The sequence below is a fragment of the Pseudomonas sp. LF020 genome (assembly GCF_053456425.1).
Genome location: NZ_JBRFIX010000002.1, coordinates 180,634 through 197,590, shown reverse-complemented (window position 1 = coordinate 197,590; position 16,957 = coordinate 180,634). Strand labels below are relative to the sequence as shown.

The window sequence follows — 16,957 nt, the reverse complement described above, 5'->3', positions numbered from 1 at the left end:
CTCACTCCTACAAAATGTTGCGGTGTGTCAGGTATCTTCTTCTATATCCAGCAGCAGGTTTTCCAGGGCTTCTTTATACACGCCGGGTTCCTGCCACATCCCACGTTGTTGTGCTTCGAGCATGCGCTCGGTCATATCACGCAGCGCATGCGGATTGTGCTCGCGGACAAAATCGCGGGTCGCAGGATCGAGCAGATAGGCATCGGCCAGCAACGCGTACTGATGATCGTCAATCAGCTGCGTGGTGGCATCAAAAGCAAACAGGTTGTCGACCGTCGCCGCCAGTTCGAAGGCGCCTTTATAGCCATGACGCTTGACCCCGTCGATCCATTTCGGATTGGCCGCCCGCGAGCGGATCACCCGGTTCAGTTCTTCTTTCAGGGTGCGGATTTTCGGCAGATCCGGCTGGCTGTGATCGCCGTGATAACTGGCCGCCGCTTCACCGCGAAGGGTTTCCACCGCCGCGAGCATGCCGCCCTGAAACTGGTAATAGTCGTTGGAATCGAGCAAATCGTGCTCGCGATTGTCCTGATTCTGCAACACCGCCTGCACCTGACTCAGGCGCTGGACGAACTGTTCACGGGCGGCGGTGCCTTCGTCCGCCCCGCCGTAAGCGTAAGCGCCCCAGTTCAGGTAGACCTCGGCCAGATCTTCGCGGCTCTGCCACAGGCGACCGTCGATCGCGCCCTGTACACCCGCGCCATAGGCACCGGGTTTGGCGCCGAAGATCCGCCAGCCGGCCTGGCGCCGCGCCGCGTCGGCATCCAGCCCCGATTGCAAAAGCGCCTCGCGTTCAGCGCGCACCTTCGCGGCCAGCGGATTGAGGTCATCCGGTTCGTCCAGCGCTGCCACCGCTTGCACGGCGGCGTCGAACAGGCGAATCAGATTGGCAAAGGCATCGCGAAAGAAGCCCGAGACCCGCAGCGTGACATCGACCCGTGGCCGGTCGAGCAGGCTCAGCGGCAGAATCTCGAAATCATCGACGCGCTGACTGCCGGTGGCCCACACCGGACGCACGCCCATCAGCGCCATGGCCTGAGCGATGTCGTCACCGCCAGTGCGCATGGTCGCCGTACCCCACACCGACAGACCGAGCTGACGCAGGTGATCACCGTGATCCTGCAAATGCCGCTCGAGAATCAACGTGGCGGACTGGAAACCGATGCGCCACGCGGTGGTGGTCGGCAGGTTGCGCACGTCCACCGAGTAGAAATTGCGCCCGGTGGGCAATACGTCGAGACGGCCACGACTGGGTGCGCCGCTTGGGCCGGCGGGGACGAAGCGGCCGTTCAGCGCGTCGAGCAGGCCACGCATTTCGGCGGGGCCGCAGGCGTCGAGGCGTGGGGCGACGACTTCGCGCAGGTTGTCCAGAATCGCGTTGACTTCGATCCATCCTGCCCCTTGTGGGAGCGACGGTGCGACGATTCGACTTGCTCGCGAAAGCGTCGTGTCAGTCGACATTGATGTACCTGACCCACCGCTTTCGCGAGCAAGCTCGCTCCCACAGGGGATTTGTAGTGCTTGGGAGATCAGTTGAGTGGCGAATAGCTCCAGGCGTTCGCGGGTGTCGCCGGCGGTGCGCCAGATTTCGTCGCTGACGTTTTGCAGCTCCGGCGGGCGCGGGCCATTCCACGGATCGGCCAACGCACAGTCCAGCGGATCAAAGCCCAACTCAAACGCCTTGGCCAACGCCCGTAGCAGACTCGACTGCGCGCCCTTGCCGTCGCCACGCGGGATGCGCAGCAAGGCCAGCAAGGTATCGATGCGTAAACGCCCGCTCGGTGACTCGCCGAAAATGTGCAGGCCATCGCGGATCTGCGATTCCTTCAGATCACACAGATAGGTGTCCAGGCGCGGCAGCCAGATTGCTGCGTCAGCGTCGCTGTCCAGACCGGCATCAAGCTGCAGTTCGCGATCGATCTGCGTCTCGCGCACCAGTTGCAGGATGTCGCGCTGCAGCTCCCGCGCACGACGCGGATCGAGCAGTTGCGCCTCGTAATATTCGTCGGCCAGCAGCTCCAGATTGCGCAGCGGGCCGTAGGTTTCGGCGCGGGTCAGCGGCGGCATCAGGTGGTCGATGATCACCGCTTGCGTACGCCGTTTGGCCTGGGCGCCCTCGCCCGGATCGTTGACGATAAATGGATAGATATTGGGCAGCGGCCCGAGCAATGCATCCGGCCAGCAATTCTCCGAAAGGCCGACACCCTTGCCTGGCAACCATTCGAGGTTGCCGTGCTTGCCGACGTGAATCACCGCGTGCGCGCCGTAGGTGTTGCGCAGCCAGAAATAGAACGCCAGATAGCCATGGGGCGGCACCAGATCCGGGTCGTGATACACCGCGCTCGGATCGACCTGATAACCGCGCGCCGGCTGAATGCCGACGAAGGTCAGACCCAAACGCAGCCCGGCGATCATCATCCGGCCGTCGCGACACATCGGATCGTTTTGCGGCGCGCCCCAGCGTTCCAGCACGGCGGTGCGATTGGCCTGCGGCAGCGCATTGAACATCGCCAGATAGGCGTCCATCGCCAGACTTTGCTGGCACGGACGCAAGTCGATGCTGTCGAGGTCGTTGCTCACGCCGCCGAGCAATTGCTGGATCAACGCGGTGCCGCTGTCCGGCAACTGCGCCGCCAGCGGAAAGCCTTCGGCCTGCAACGCCCGCAGGATATTCAACGCGGCCGCCGGCGTATCGAGACCGACGCCATTGCCGATGCGACCGTCGCGAGTCGGGTAATTGGCGAGAATCAGCGCGATGCGTTTTTCAGCGTTCGGCAGTTGCGCCAGATCGCTCCAGCGCCGGGCCAGTTCGGCGACAAAATCCATGCGCTCGGGTTGCGCCCGATAGCAGACCACGTCGGACTGGCTGCGCTCACTGCGCCAGGCCAGATCCTTGAAGCTGATCGGCCGGCTGATGATGCGCCCGTCGAGTTCCGGCAAGGCGATGTGCATCGCCAGATCCCGTGGCCCCAGACCCTGCTCGCTGTCGCGCCAACCGGGTTCGTTGTCCTGGGCGCAGATCGCTTGAATCACCGGAATATTGCGCCGGAACGGCCGCAGATGCGGCGCTTCCGGGCTGGATTGCGCGAAGCCGGTGGTGTTGAGAATCACCGCCGCCTCGACCTCATCCAGCCAGTCCTCGACCACACTCAGACAGCCGGGTTCTTTCAGGCTGGCGACGGCGATCGGCAACGGATTGAGCCCCGCTGCCTGCAAGCGCTGGCAAAACACGTCAATGAACGCGGTGTTCGCCGCTTGCAAATGCGAGCGATAAAACAACACCGCCGCAACCGGTTGACCGGGCAGCCATTCGGCTTGCCAGTCGCACAGTGCGGCGGTGTTTTTCTGGGGGTGGTAAATCACCGTACGCGGCAGCGCTTGCGGCTCGCCCCAGACGTAGTCGCGCGCCAACCAGCGGTTGGCCAGGCAATGGAAGAAGTCCAGCGCATTGCCCATGCCGCCCTGACGCAGGAACTGCCAGAGGCGGTCGCGATCTTCGGCGGGCACAGTGCTCAGGTCGCTGAGCTCCGGGTCGGGACGGTCATCGCCCGGCACCAGAATCACCTGCACGCCGCGTTCGGACAACTCCACCAGACGCTCGACGCCATAACGCCAGTAAGCGATGCCGCCGTGCAGCGAAATCAGAATGACCTTGGCGTGACGCAGTACCTCATCGACATACAGATCGACCGAGGCATGATTCTGCACCTGCATGGGGTTGGCCAGACGCAGGCTCGGATAATCCTCGGGCAACTGCTGCGCAGCTTCGGCGAGCAGCGCCAGGCTGGAATCGCCGCTGCACAGGATCACCAGTTCGGCGGGGGTTTGTCCAAGGTCGGCAATGTTGTCATCCGACACGAAACCGCCGGGCTGGGTCCTGAGCAGGTGCATGGCTTAAACGCTGAGCGCGGCGCGCAGTTGCGCTTCGAGTTGCGCGGCGTCGAGTTCCTGACCGATCAGCACCAGACGGGTGACGCGCGCTTCGTCAGCGCCCCACTGGCGGTCGAAATGCTTGTCGAAACGCGTGCCCACGCCTTGGATCAACAGACGCATCGGCTTGTTCGGAATCGCCGCGAAGCCCTTCACGCGCAGAATGCCGTGCTGGACCACCAGTTGCGTCAGCGCGTCGAGCAGCAGGCTTTCATCGGCTTGCGGCAGTTCAATGGAGATCGAGTCGAAGGCGTCGTGATCATGGTCATCGTGATCGTCATCACCGTCGTGGTGGTGATCGTGATGACTGTGGCGGCTGTCGATGTGTTCTTCGGAACCGGCACCGAGACCGATCAGCACGTCCAGTGGCAGGCGACCGTTGCTGGCTTCGATGATTTTTACCGCTGGCGGCAGTTCTTCAGCGACTTCCAGACGTACGCGAGCGAGGTCTTCAGGGCTGGTCTGGTCGGCCTTGTTGAGGATCACCAGATCGGCGCTGGCCAGTTGGTCGGCGAACAGTTCGTGCAGCGGCGATTCGTGATCCAGGTTCGGGTCAAGTTTGCGCTGGGCGTCGACCTGATCCGGGAACGCGGCGAAGGTGCCGGCGGCCACGGCCGGGCTGTCGACCACGGTGATCACCGCGTCAACCGTGCAGGCGCTGCGGATTTCCGGCCACTGGAAGGCTTGTACCAGCGGTTTTGGCAGGGCCAGACCGGACGTCTCGATCAGTATGTGATCGAGGTCACCGCGACGGGCGACCAGTTCGCGCATCACCGGGAAGAACTCTTCCTGAACCGTGCAGCACAGGCAGCCGTTGGCCAGTTCGTAGACGCGACCGGTGGCTTCTTCTTCGGTGCAACCGATGGTGCATTGCTTGAGGATTTCACCGTCGATACCCAGCTCGCCGAATTCGTTGACGATCACCGCGATGCGGCGGCCCTGAGCGTTGTCGAGCATATGACGCAGCAAGGTGGTTTTGCCCGAGCCGAGAAAACCGGTGACGATGGTGACGGGGAGTTTGGCCAGTGTTTTCATCGGATGCCCTTTGGCAAGGTGGCGGGCATACGGGACGAGATCCGCTGCGAGCGTGCGCGCGGAAGAATTCGCCACCGGATCACCCCGCCCGGTTGTAGTGAGAAATCTGTGACGAGGCAGGTCTCCTGGCTGACGGTGTTCAGGCGCGGGGCCCGGCATTCGCTGCGCCTTCCCGCGGGCTCTGTGGATTGAGCTGGCAGTGGCGTGGCAACGAACTTCACCGTTCACAGTTGCGGGGGCAGCCGCGGCTTTGACCGCGTTCCCTTCTTAGCTTCGGCGTGGGCCGAAGAACCTCGAAGGTGCAAGGCTACGCATCGGGTGGTGACCGGTCAATGGTTGGATTGGGGGCATATCCGTTGCTGCGGTAACGGCCTCCCTAGAGTTCCGCCCTTACGGCGGGTCACTTTTGCCAGTCACCGGGTTACGGGGTTTGGTTGTTTTGGATTGGGGGCATATCCGTTGCTGCGGGGGTTGCTGATTACGGTTCCGCCCTTACGGCGGGTCACTTTTTCCAAACGCCGAAAAAGTAACCAAAAAGGCTTCCCCCGGCGTACGGCACTTCGCTGAGGCTCAGTGTTCCCTCGCTACGGTGTCCATCCGGGGGCATCGCCTCCGGTTTGCTTCGCTGCACCTCCTCTCGATGTATGCGGCTTCGCCGCATGGCGCTGCGCGCCTTCCCCCCTGATGGACACCTACGCTCGGCCTGCCGAAGGGGCTGAAGATCAAAAGCCACATCAAGAGCCAAAGCCAAAGCCAAAGCCAAAGCCAAAGCCAAAGCCAAAGCCAAAGCCAAAGCCAAAGCAAATCAAAAGATCGCAGCCTTCGGCAGCTCCTACAGGGGATTGGGTGTATTCAGATAGAGATTGGTCGGCTGTCAGGCCGCCATCGCCAGCAGGCTGGCTCCTACAGTTTAGAAAACGCACAACCCATGCGGCAAAGCCGCCCCACTCAACACGATGAGCGTTAGCTCGAGTAAAGCTTTTGATCTCAAGGCCCGTCGGCAGGCTGAGTGGAGGGGTTTATCCGGGGGTGGGAGCGCAGCGACCGTTTGGCGCAGCCAAACACAGCGAGAGGAGGTGCAGCGAAGCAAACCGTAGGCGCTGCCCCCCGGATGAATCCCGCAGCGAAGGAACCCGAGCCTAGGCGAGGGCCGAACGTCAGGGCACAGACCTTTTGGTTACTTTTGGGGCGTTTGCCAAAAGTGACCCGCCGTAAGGGCGGAACCATAGGAAGCCGTTACCGCAGCAACGGATATACCCCCATACCCATTCAATTGACTCAAATCCCCACCCATGCTCTCCTACACAACTTGTTACGGGTGCCCTTCACAGGGTGAAACGGGAAACCGGTGAATCATGTGCTTTACTCAAAGCCATGTCAGTCCGGTGCTGCCCCCGCAACGGTAAGCGAGCGAAGCGTCAGATCCACTGTGCCAATGCGGCATGGGAAGGTGATGCTTGCAGGTCGGCCAGACGCCAACCCCTCGTGAGCCCGGAGACCGGCCCGCAACACACAGCACGCATGCTGCGTCGCTGAACATAACAAACCCGCGGTGGGCGGGCGCTGTTCGAACCTCTGCGTGCCTGACCCGCAGGGGTTTTCATGCGCTCTATTCACCCGCTGACACTCCAGAGGGAAGCGCCATGTCGATCATCAGCAGCACCGGCAGCAACACCGACAAAATCTCCAGCACCGCCACCTTGAGCCAACGCCTGACCGCCGCGATTGTCGCGTCGATCCTCGGCGCCAGCCTGGTTTACTTCGCCGGTTTCTCGCACATCGAAGCGGTGCACAACGCCGCCCACGATACCCGCCACAGCGCCGCGTTCCCGTGCCACTGAGACCTGCCGCCATGATCAAGCGTATTGCGCAAACCGCAGGTTTCACCGGGCTGCTGGCCGCCCTGTTGCTGACCTTGCTGCAAAGTTTCTGGGTCTCGCCACTGATTCTGCAGGCCGAAACCTTCGAGAAATCCGAACCGGTGGCCGTTCACCAACATGCCGACGGCGCCATGGCCGGGCACACTCACGACGCCGAAGCCTGGGAACCGGAAGACGGCTGGCAACGCGTGGTCTCGACCACCGGTGGCAATCTGGTGGTGGCGGTCGGTTTCGCCCTGATGCTCGCCGGCCTGTACACCCTGCGGGCACCGACCAAAACCTCACAAGGTCTGCTCTGGGGTCTGGCCGGTTACGCAACTTTCGTGCTCGCGCCGACCTTGGGCCTGCCGCCTGAACTGCCGGGCACAGCCGCAGCCGATCTGGCGTCGCGGCAGATGTGGTGGATCGGCACCGCCGCATCCACCGCTGTTGGTCTGGCCCTGATCGTGTTCAGCCGTCATTGGTTGATGAAGCTGCTGGGCGTGGCGATTCTGGCTATGCCGCACGTGATCGGCGCACCACAACCGGAAGTGCATTCGATGCTCGCTCCGGAAGCGCTGGAAGCCCAGTTCAAAATCGCTTCGCAGTTGACCAACGTGGCGTTCTGGCTGGCCCTGGGCCTGATCAGCGCCTGGTTGTTCCGCCGCAAAAGCGATGGTCAATACCACGCATGACCGATGACCGCGCAGCGCCGACCTTCGTGGTCGGCCTGGGCTGCCAGCGCGGCTGCCCGGCCAGCACGCTGCGCGCGTTACTCGATCAGGCATTGCAGGCGCATCGCATCGAGCTGGAAGCGGTCAAGGCCCTGGCCAGCATCGATTTGAAGCGCGATGAACCGGGCTTGCAGGAACTGGCCGCACAACTTGCGTTACCACTGTTGTATTTCAGCAGCGACGAACTGGCCAGTTACCAGCAGCGACTCAGCCACCATTCGCAGATCGCCTATGAGCGCACCGGCTGCTACGGCGTGGCGGAAAGTGCCGCCCTGGCCCTTGCCGAGCAGTTGATTCAGGCACCGGCAAAATTGCTGATTTCCCGGCAAAAATACGCTCAGGCGACCCTGGCATTGGCCGGCGCTGCGTAAAATCCGGATAATCCCCCTGTTTGATCATGAGCAATCTTCATCTGAAGCGTTGCCCTGCCCCGTTTTTCACAGGATTTCTGCATGACTGTCTACTTCATCGGCGCCGGCCCCGGCGACCCGGAATTGATCACCGTCAAAGGCCAGCGGCTGATCCGCAGCTGCCCGGTAATCATCTACGCAGGCTCGCTGGTACCGGCTGCGGTGCTGGAGGGGCATCAGGCCGAAACCGTGGTCAACAGCGCCGAATTGCATCTGGAACAGATCATCGAACTGATCAAAACCGCGCATGCCAACGGCCAGGATGTGGCGCGGGTGCATTCCGGCGATCCGAGTCTGTATGGCGCGATTGGCGAGCAGATTCGTTATCTGCGTGAGCTGAACATTCCGTTCGAAATCATCCCCGGCGTCACCGCGACCGCAGCGTGTGCGGCGTTGCTCGGCGCCGAGCTGACACTGCCGGACGTTTCGCAGAGCGTGATTCTGACCCGCTACGCCGATAAAACTGCCATGCCGGCGGGTGAGGAGTTGAGCAGTCTGGCGCAGCATGGCGCGACCATGGCGATTCATCTGGGGGTCAATCATCTGCAGAAGATCATCGCCGAATTGCTGCCGCATTACGGCGCCGATTGCCCGATTGCGGTGATCCACCGGGCGACATGGCCGGATCAGGATTGGGTGGTGGGGACACTGGAGGATATTGCCGCGAAGGTGGAGGCCAAGGGGTTTCGGCGCACGGCGTTGATTCTGGTGGGACGGGTGCTGGGCAGTGAGGTGTTTAGCGAGTCATCGTTGTATCGCGCGGGGCATGCGCACCTTTACAGACCCTGAGTCAGATGACTTTTGTGGCTGGGTTCAAAACCTGTGGTGAGGGGATTTATCCCCGATGGGGTGCGAAGCAGCCCAAAAAAATGGAACTGCTGCGCAGTTCATCGGGGATAAATCCCCTCACCACAAAGTACGGGCATAAAAAAACGGCGCTCACGGGGCGCCGTTTTTCGTGTTCGCAGCGAACACCTTAGTAATAGGCGTTTTCTTTCTGCGTGTGGTCAGTCACGTCGCGCACACCTTTGAGCTCTGGAATGCGCTCGAGCAAGGTGCGCTCGATGCCTTCCTTCAGGGTCACGTCGGCCTGGCCGCAGCCCTGGCAGCCGCCGCCGAACTGCAGCACGGCAATGCCGTCCTCAACCACATCGATCAGGCTGACCTGACCGCCGTGGCTGGCCAGCCCCGGGTTGATTTCGGTTTGCAGGTAGTAGTTGATGCGCTCGTTGACCGGGCTGTCGGCGTTGACCATCGGTACTTTGGCGTTTGGCGCCTTGATGGTCAGCTGGCCGCCCATGCGGTCGGTGGCGTAGTCGACGACGGCATCGTCGAGGAACGCTTCGCTGAACGAGTCGATGTAGGCGGTGAAGCTTTTCAGCCCTAGCGCGGTATCTTCAGGTTTTTCTTCGCCCGGCTTGCAGTAGGCAATGCAGGTTTCGGCGTACTGGGTGCCAGGCTGGGTGATGAAGACGCGGATGCCGATGCCCGGGGTGTTCTGCTTGGAGAGCAGATCGGCCAGGTAATCGTGGGCGGCGTCGGTAATGGTAATAGCGGTCATGGAAACTCCTCGCAGGCTTGGGCGCAGTTTACGCCAATCATTGCGCCGGACAAAGTCCTAGTATTTTTGTCGGGAAAGATTCTCGACAGGCTCGCGAACCGATTCGCCGTCGATCCGCGCTTTAAGCCACTGATAACTGCGTTTTTCCACCCATTCGTAGCTTAGCCACGAACCCACTGCGATAGCCAGGGCGCAAACAGCGAACATCAGATACGGATTGATTCCATAGCGCCGGGCAATAAAACCACCGGCAGACAGCACCAGCACGTGCATCAGGTACACCGAATAAGAACAATCACCGAGCAACTTCATCAGCCGATTACGCTCGACGTAGCGCTCAAGTGATATGCAGGCCATCACCAGCACCGCGCTCGGCACGCCCCAGTTCAACAGCCTTGGCGCCGGCGTCAGGTGATAGATCGCCAACAACGCGGCGCCCATCGCCAACAGTGGCAGCCACAGACCCGCACCGATCCAGCCCCGGCGATAGAGCACGCCAATGCCGATCCCCAGCAAAAATTCGTAGACGATGTCCGAACGGTAAAACTCGTTGAGCCAGCCGAACGCCCGACACACCGAAAACAGCAACGCGCCAACCACCAGCAAGCGCACCTGCCAACGAAACACCAGCGCACAGGCAAACAGCACATAAAAAAGCATTTCGTAATTGAGCGTCCAGCCGACATTCAGTGTCGGGTAGATCCCGTAGCCGCCGGGGTTTTGCGCCGGAATGAATAGCAGCGATGCGATGAAATGCGCCCAATCCACCGTCTGATCCGGCAACATCGGCCGGGCGAACACCACCAGCAACGCCATCAGCAGCGTGTACAGCCAGTACGCCGGCACGATGCGAAACAGCCGAAACAGCAGAAATCGCGCCGGAGGCAACGACTTGCTTTCGGTAGACAGGAAAATCACCAGACCGCTGATGACGAAAAAGACATCGACGCCGACTGCGCCTTTGTCGATGAAGAACTGCCCGACCGGGCCGCTCGCCTTGAAGTCGAAAAAAATCTGCATGAAGTGGTGACAGACCACCGTCCACGCGGCAAGCGCCCGCAGGGCCTGCACTGAAATCAACATGATCGGCTCCCGCCCACGATTCCTGAATCCCCACCGCCCCCCCTGTAGGAGCTGCGGCACGCTGCGATCTTTTGATCTTTGTTGTTAAAGAATCAAAAGATCGCAGCCTCGTTGCACTCGACAGCTCCTACAGGGGTTTTGCGGTGTTGCTTGGAATTGTGACAGCAGGTCGATCTCAACGATCAAAGATTCTCGTAGCGGTTCATGTCCAGCACGCCCTCTTCCACCGGATCGGTTTCATGGAGGTATTGGCTCAGGTCGTGGAAATAGAACCAGAATTGCGGATGACTGCGACGGATGCCCCAACGTTCGACGATTTTCTCGAAACGGTTGGCATCCTTGGCATTCTCCATGGCATCGACAAACTCCGGCACTTGCTCGGCCGGAATGTTGAAGATGAAGTTCGGATAGCTGCTCAGTACGCCCGGATAGATAGTCAAGGTGTCCAGCCCCGGTTGATAACGCAACGATTCGCCCAGCAGAAACGCCACGTTGCTGTGCGCGCGGTTGCGAAGCAGGCTGTAGACCTCGCGTTTGCCGCTGCGGGTTTCGATGCGCAGCATGGTCGCTTCCGGCAGTTGATCGATAACCTTCAGACCGGCCGCCGGGCGCGACGTCAGGCGACTGAGTGCCTGCTCGGCGTTCTGCAGCGCCGGGTCGATATTCGGCCGCGAGCAGTAGGCGCCGTCACAACGATTGATCGGGTCGGGCCGCGCATTGAGGTCGCCGTAACGCGCCAGCAACTGCATGGCGAAGTCGTATTTCGGGTCTTTCTCATCGAGTTTCAGCGCGGTCGGCTTGTCGTCGTCGATGGCTTCGTAGTCGAGCCACATCTTGAACTGGCCGCTGCTCTGATACCAATCGTCGAGGTAGTCCTCGCGGGAGTCGGCCGGCATCAGGCGCAGGAAGTTCTGCTCGGCGCCGTTGCGGATCAGGTCGAAATACAGGCGGGTCTGCGCCTGATGGGAGACGTTGCCGAACACATCGAAGTTGACCGCCAACTGGTAATAGGTGCGCTCCAGCAGCGGATAGTCGAACAGCCACATGGTCTGTGGCACTTCGCCGATCAGGCCTTTGGTCACCGATGCACTGTCGAAGTGGCGGAAAATGCTCAGCAGCGCGTTGTCGTTCCCGGCCCACAGGGTCGACCAGCTCGGCGGCGGTTGGTCGGCGTAGCTGTCGCGGCGCAGGGCCTCGTATTCATTGCGCTTGTTGCGATAGTTGTGCCACAGGCTTAGGACACTGCCGACGTCATCGTTCTGCCCCGGCATCGCCAGCAACGGCGTGGCCTGGCCGCGATAGTTCGGATCGGTGATGTACAGGTCATGTTCCGGGGCCTGGAACAGCGCCCAGAAGTTGTCGCGAATCACGTCCGTCGCAATCTGCCCACGGCACACCGGCCCGCGAATGAAGGTGCGCACGAAGTATTCGGCGTTATCGAGCATGAACTGATAACGCGCCTGCGCCGGAATCGCCTCGAAGGTGGCGAACGGGTTGGCCCGGCTCTGCGGCCCGTAACCCGGCAACGCATTGACCTGCCAGTTGCCGCTGTAGAACAGACTCTTGACCCGCGCCATCTTCGCCGCGCTCAGCGGATAGGTGATGTGGGTCTTGTGCACGATCACCCCTTGCACCGGCCACAAGCGGTAGTAAACCTGGGTGCCCGGGTCGTCATTCGGGCGACGGGTGGCGATCAGGTCAATTGGCTGCCCTGTCGGTGTGCGCGAACGCACCCACTGGAAGTAGTGCCCCGGCTCGCCGTCCTTGAAGTAGATATGTGCCAGGAACCAGTGCTCGAACAACCAGCGCCCGACCAGGCTCTGCCGCGCCCCCGGAGTGTTGAGCAGATTTTCCCACTGGACGATTTGCAGCGCTTCTTTGGCGCTCGGCGCCAGGCCTTGCTCGTCGATTGGTGCACCGGACGCCAGCCAGCGTTGCAGGGTTTGGTATTGCTGATCGGTGAGGCCAGTCACCGCCAGCGGCATGCCTTCTTTCGGGTGGGCGCCGGCGTAGCCGTCAAACTCGGCGGGCATCGCGCACATGTTTTCCCGTTGCAGGCCGAGGACGATGTCTTCCGGCAGCTTGGCATTCGGGGTCAGCGGGGTTTTGTGTCCCAGCTCCAGCATCCGCGCCATCAACGCGGCCTGGCTGCCCTGGGCATCGAGTACCGAATAAAAGCCTTTCTGCTGCCAGGCGCGTTTGCCGAAGGCGTCGTAGAACAGCCGCGTGGTCGGCGCCGCTTGCGTGCGCTCACCATCGTAGACCGGCATCTTGCTCGCGCCCCGCCCTGCGCCTTCGCCGCTGCCCAGATTGAGCTGGCAGGCAGAGTCGTAGCAGGCATGGCAGGCCACGCATTTCTCGGTGAAGATCGGCTGAATATCTCGGGTATAAGAGATCGCAGGCTCTTGCGCAACGGCGCCCCAGCTTAAGAACAGCAAGAAAATGCTGATGACGCGGTACGACATGCCCTTGATCCCGATCCTGAAAAAAACGCCGCGATTCTACAGTATGACGCTCGTACCAACATGAGCGATATTCATGCAAATAGCCTGCATGCTCCAAAAGCGCACAGGTTTGTTATGATCCCGGCCCTTCGTCATGGTCTTTTCGAGTAGTCCCAATGTCCGATCGCAGCGTCCGCCTTCAAGCTCTCAAGCAAGCCCTCAAAGAGCGCATCCTGATACTCGACGGCGGCATGGGCACGATGATCCAGAGCTACAAGCTCGAAGAGCAGGATTATCGCGGCAATCGCTTCGCCGACTGGCCAAGTGACGTCAAGGGCAACAACGACCTGCTGGTGATCACCCGTCCGGACGTGATCGGCGGCATCGAAAAGGCTTATCTGGATGCCGGCGCCGACATTCTGGAAACCAACACCTTCAACGCCACGCGCATTTCCATGGCCGATTACGGCATGGAAGAGCTGGCGTACGAATTAAACGTAGAAGGCGCACGACTGGCGCGCAAGATCGCCGACGCCAAGACCGCCGAGAACCCGGACAAGCCGCGTTTCGTCGCCGGCGTGCTCGGCCCGACCAGCCGCACCTGCTCGCTGTCGCCTGACGTCAACAACCCCGGCTACCGCAACGTCACCTTCGACGAATTGGTGGAAAACTACACCGAAGCCACCAAAGGCCTGATCGAGGGCGGCGTCGACCTGATCCTGATCGAAACCATTTTCGATACGCTCAACGCCAAAGCGGCGATCTTCGCCGTGCAAGGGGTGTTCGAAGAGCTGCACATCGAATTGCCGATCATGATTTCCGGGACCATCACCGATGCGTCCGGCCGTACCCTGTCGGGCCAGACCACTGAAGCGTTCTGGAACTCCGTGGCCCACGCCAAGCCAATCTCGGTCGGCCTCAACTGCGCGCTCGGCGCCAGTGAACTGCGTCCGTACCTGGAAGAGCTGTCGAACAAGGCCAGCACCCACGTCTCGGCGCACCCGAACGCCGGTTTGCCGAACGAATTCGGCGAGTACGACGAACTGCCGGCGCAAACCGCCAAGGTCATCGAAGAATTCGCCCAGAGCGGTTTCCTCAACATCGTCGGCGGTTGCTGCGGCACCACACCTGGCCACATCGAAGCCATCGCCAAAGCCGTGGCCGGTTATGCGCCGCGACAGATTCCGGACATTCCCAAGGCTTGCCGTTTGTCCGGTCTGGAGCCGTTCACCATCGATCGCAGCTCGTTGTTCGTCAACGTCGGCGAGCGCACCAACATCACCGGTTCCGCCAAGTTCGCCCGTCTGATCCGTGAAGACAACTACACCGAAGCCCTGGAAGTCGCCCTGCAGCAGGTCGAGGCCGGCGCGCAGGTGATCGACATCAACATGGACGAAGGCATGCTCGATTCGAAGAAGGCCATGGTGACCTTCCTCAATCTGATTGCCGGCGAGCCGGACATCTCCCGCGTGCCGATCATGATCGACTCCTCGAAATGGGAAGTTATCGAAGCGGGTCTGAAGTGCATTCAGGGCAAGGGCATCGTCAACTCGATCAGCATGAAAGAAGGCGTCGAGCAGTTCATCCATCACGCCAGACTGTGCAAACGCTACGGCGCGGCGGTGGTGGTGATGGCGTTCGACGAAGCCGGCCAGGCCGACACCGAAGCGCGCAAGAAAGAAATCTGCAAACGCTCCTACGACATTCTGGTCAACGAAGTCGGCTTCCCGCCGGAAGACATCATCTTCGACCCGAACATCTTCGCCGTGGCCACCGGCATCGAAGAACACAACAACTACGCTGTGGACTTCATCAACGCCTGTGCCTACATCCGCGACGAGCTGCCGTATGCGCTGAGTTCCGGCGGCGTGTCCAACGTGTCGTTCTCGTTCCGTGGCAACAACCCGGTGCGTGAAGCGATTCACTCGGTGTTCCTGCTGTACGCGATCCGCGCCGGCCTGACCATGGGCATCGTCAACGCCGGTCAGCTGGAAATCTACGACCAGATCCCGCAGGAGCTGCGCGACGCCGTCGAGGACGTGATCCTCAACCGCACGCCGGAAGGCACCGACGCCCTCCTCGCCATCGCCGACAAGTACAAGGGCGACGGCAGCGTCAAGGAAGCCGAGACCGAAGAGTGGCGCAGCTGGGACGTCAACAAGCGTCTGGAGCATGCGCTGGTCAAGGGCATCACCACCCACATCGTTGAAGACACCGAAGAGTCGCGCCAGTCGTTCGCGCGCCCGATCGAAGTCATCGAAGGCCCGCTGATGTCGGGCATGAACATCGTCGGCGACCTGTTCGGCGCCGGCAAAATGTTCCTGCCGCAGGTGGTGAAATCCGCCCGCGTCATGAAACAGGCCGTGGCGCACCTGATCCCGTTCATCGAGCTGGAAAAAGGCGACAAGCCGGAAGCCAAGGGCAAGATCCTCATGGCCACGGTCAAAGGCGACGTACACGACATCGGCAAGAACATCGTCGGCGTGGTGCTGGGTTGCAACGGCTACGACATCGTCGACCTCGGCGTGATGGTCCCGGCGGAGAAAATCCTCCAGGTCGCCAAGGAAGAAAAGTGCGACATCATCGGTCTGTCCGGACTGATCACCCCGTCGCTGGACGAAATGGTCCACGTGGCTCGTGAAATGCAGCGTCAGGATTTCCATCTGCCGCTGATGATCGGTGGAGCGACCACCTCCAAGGCACACACCGCGGTGAAGATCGAACCGAAGTACAGCAACGATGCGGTGGTCTACGTCACTGACGCCTCGCGCGCGGTGGGTGTGGCGACGCAGTTGCTGTCCAAGGAACTCAAGGCCGGTTTCGTCGAGAAGACCCGTCTGGAATACGTCGATGTGCGTGAGCGCACCGCCAACCGCAGCGCCCGTACCGAGCGCCTGAGCTACGCGGCGGCGATCGCCAAGAAGCCACAGTTCGACTGGGCCAACTACACGCCGGTCAAACCGACCTTCACCGGCACCCGCGTGCTGGACAACATCGACCTCAACGTTCTGGCCGAGTACATCGACTGGACACCGTTCTTCATTTCCTGGGATCTGGCCGGCAAATTCCCGCGCATCCTTGAAGATGAAGTGGTCGGTGAAGCCGCCACCGCACTGTACAAGGATGCGCGCGAGATGCTTACCAAACTGATCGACGAGAAGCTGATCAGCGCCCGTGCGGTGTTCGGCTTCTGGCCGGCCAACCAGGTGCATGACGACGACATCGAGCTGTACGGCGATGACGGCAAGCCGATGGCGCGGCTGCATCACCTGCGTCAGCAGATCATCAAGACCGACGGCAAACCGAACTTCTCGCTGGCCGACTTCGTTGCACCGAAAGACAGCGAAGTGACCGACTACGTCGGCGGGTTCATCACCACCGCCGGCATCGGCGCCGAAGAAGTCGCCAAGGCCTACCAGGACGCTGGTGACGACTACAACTCGATCATGGTCAAGGCCCTCGCCGACCGCCTGGCCGAGGCTTGCGCCGAATGGCTGCACCAGCAAGTGCGTAAAGAACACTGGGGTTATGCCAAGGACGAGGTGCTGGATAACGAAGCACTGATCAAAGAACAGTACTCCGGCATCCGCCCTGCCCCGGGCTACCCGGCTTGCCCGGATCACACCGAGAAAGCCACGCTGTTCACCCTGCTCGACCCCGAGGCCAGCGAGATGCGTGCTGGCCGCAGCGGCGTGTTCCTCACCGAGCATTACGCGATGTTCCCGGCAGCAGCGGTCAGCGGCTGGTACTTCGCCCATCCGCAGGCGCAATATTTTGCCGTGGGCAAGGTCGACAAGGATCAGGTGCAGAGCTACACCTCGCGCAAAGGTCAGGACCTGAGCGTGACCGAGCGCTGGCTGGCGCCGAACCTCGGTTACGACGAATAAGCGCAACGGTCAGT

Annotated in this window: 10 protein-coding genes and 2 riboswitches; of the genes, 5 read left to right on the top strand and 5 right to left on the bottom strand. The window is 61.2% G+C overall.

Features of this window, described 5'->3' with window-relative positions; genetic code table 11:
* Window positions 1-27 precede the first annotated feature (27 nt).
* Window positions 28-3,891, bottom strand: coding sequence for a cobaltochelatase subunit CobN (gene cobN, locus ACU680_RS04985; protein ID WP_448178813.1), 3,864 nt, complete (start codon window positions 3,889-3,891; stop codon window positions 28-30).
* Between the two features lie 3 nt (window positions 3,892-3,894).
* On the bottom strand, window positions 3,895-4,965 hold the full coding sequence (cobW, locus tag ACU680_RS04980; protein WP_329698231.1) for a cobalamin biosynthesis protein CobW: 1,071 nt from the start codon (window positions 4,963-4,965) through the stop codon (window positions 3,895-3,897).
* A 98-nt stretch (window positions 4,966-5,063) separates the two neighbouring features.
* Window positions 5,064-5,276: riboswitch (cobalamin riboswitch) on the bottom strand.
* A 988-nt stretch (window positions 5,277-6,264) separates the two neighbouring features.
* A riboswitch (cobalamin riboswitch) is annotated at window positions 6,265-6,486 on the top strand.
* 122 nt (window positions 6,487-6,608) lie between these two features.
* Between cobW and ACU680_RS04975 the strand changes: the two genes are divergently transcribed.
* From ACU680_RS04975 to cobM, 4 genes are all read left to right on the top strand, one after another.
* Complete coding sequence (locus tag ACU680_RS04975) at window positions 6,609-6,806, top strand: CbtB domain-containing protein (RefSeq protein ID WP_367084357.1); 198 nt, start codon at window positions 6,609-6,611, stop codon at window positions 6,804-6,806.
* Window positions 6,807-6,817: 11 nt separating this feature from the next.
* Window positions 6,818-7,519: a CbtA family protein gene (locus ACU680_RS04970; protein ID WP_367084356.1), complete on the top strand. Its 702-nt coding sequence runs from the start codon at window positions 6,818-6,820 to the stop codon at window positions 7,517-7,519.
* Window positions 7,516-7,929 carry a cobalamin biosynthesis protein gene (locus ACU680_RS04965; RefSeq protein WP_003225490.1) on the top strand — a complete coding sequence of 138 codons (414 nt, stop codon included), beginning with the start codon at window positions 7,516-7,518 and terminating at the stop codon, window positions 7,927-7,929. The genes ACU680_RS04970 and ACU680_RS04965 overlap by 4 nt, the downstream gene beginning before the upstream one ends.
* Window positions 7,930-8,010: 81 nt before the next feature.
* Window positions 8,011-8,757: a precorrin-4 C(11)-methyltransferase gene (gene cobM / locus ACU680_RS04960; protein ID WP_448178812.1), complete on the top strand. Its 747-nt coding sequence runs from the start codon at window positions 8,011-8,013 to the stop codon at window positions 8,755-8,757.
* 187 nt (window positions 8,758-8,944) lie between these two features.
* Here the strand turns inward: cobM and nfuA are convergent, their stop codons facing one another.
* From nfuA to ACU680_RS04945, 3 genes are all read right to left on the bottom strand, one after another.
* Entirely contained in the window at window positions 8,945-9,529 is a 585-nt protein-coding gene (gene nfuA, locus ACU680_RS04955; RefSeq protein ID WP_003225494.1) for a Fe-S biogenesis protein NfuA, read from the bottom strand.
* A 57-nt stretch (window positions 9,530-9,586) separates the two neighbouring features.
* Window positions 9,587-10,612 carry an acyltransferase family protein gene (locus tag ACU680_RS04950; RefSeq protein ID WP_448178811.1) on the bottom strand — a complete coding sequence of 342 codons (1,026 nt, stop codon included), beginning with the start codon at window positions 10,610-10,612 and terminating at the stop codon, window positions 9,587-9,589.
* A 182-nt stretch (window positions 10,613-10,794) separates the two neighbouring features.
* On the bottom strand, window positions 10,795-13,077 hold the full coding sequence (locus ACU680_RS04945) for a fatty acid cis/trans isomerase (protein WP_448178810.1): 2,283 nt from the start codon (window positions 13,075-13,077) through the stop codon (window positions 10,795-10,797).
* A 155-nt stretch (window positions 13,078-13,232) separates the two neighbouring features.
* Between ACU680_RS04945 and metH the strand changes: the two genes are divergently transcribed.
* Window positions 13,233-16,943, top strand: coding sequence for a methionine synthase (gene metH / locus ACU680_RS04940; RefSeq protein ID WP_448178809.1), 3,711 nt, complete (start codon window positions 13,233-13,235; stop codon window positions 16,941-16,943).
* Window positions 16,944-16,957: the final 14 nt, after the last annotated feature.

What these genes read in the sequence shown, in the direction of transcription:
- cobN (WP_448178813.1), bottom strand. Translation starts at nt 3,891, where the DNA reads ATGCACCTGCTCAGGACCCAGCCCGGCGGTTTCGTGTCGGATGACAAC.
- cobW (WP_329698231.1), bottom strand. Translation starts at nt 4,965, where the DNA reads ATGAAAACACTGGCCAAACTCCCCGTCACCATCGTCACCGGTTTTCTC.
- ACU680_RS04975 (WP_367084357.1), top strand. Translation starts at nt 6,609, where the DNA reads ATGTCGATCATCAGCAGCACCGGCAGCAACACCGACAAAATCTCCAGC.
- ACU680_RS04970 (WP_367084356.1), top strand. Translation starts at nt 6,818, where the DNA reads ATGATCAAGCGTATTGCGCAAACCGCAGGTTTCACCGGGCTGCTGGCC.
- ACU680_RS04965 (WP_003225490.1), top strand. Translation starts at nt 7,516, where the DNA reads ATGACCGATGACCGCGCAGCGCCGACCTTCGTGGTCGGCCTGGGCTGC.
- cobM (WP_448178812.1), top strand. Translation starts at nt 8,011, where the DNA reads ATGACTGTCTACTTCATCGGCGCCGGCCCCGGCGACCCGGAATTGATC.
- nfuA (WP_003225494.1), bottom strand. Translation starts at nt 9,529, where the DNA reads ATGACCGCTATTACCATTACCGACGCCGCCCACGATTACCTGGCCGAT.
- ACU680_RS04950 (WP_448178811.1), bottom strand. Translation starts at nt 10,612, where the DNA reads ATGTTGATTTCAGTGCAGGCCCTGCGGGCGCTTGCCGCGTGGACGGTG.
- ACU680_RS04945 (WP_448178810.1), bottom strand. Translation starts at nt 13,077, where the DNA reads ATGTCGTACCGCGTCATCAGCATTTTCTTGCTGTTCTTAAGCTGGGGC.
- metH (WP_448178809.1), top strand. Translation starts at nt 13,233, where the DNA reads ATGTCCGATCGCAGCGTCCGCCTTCAAGCTCTCAAGCAAGCCCTCAAA.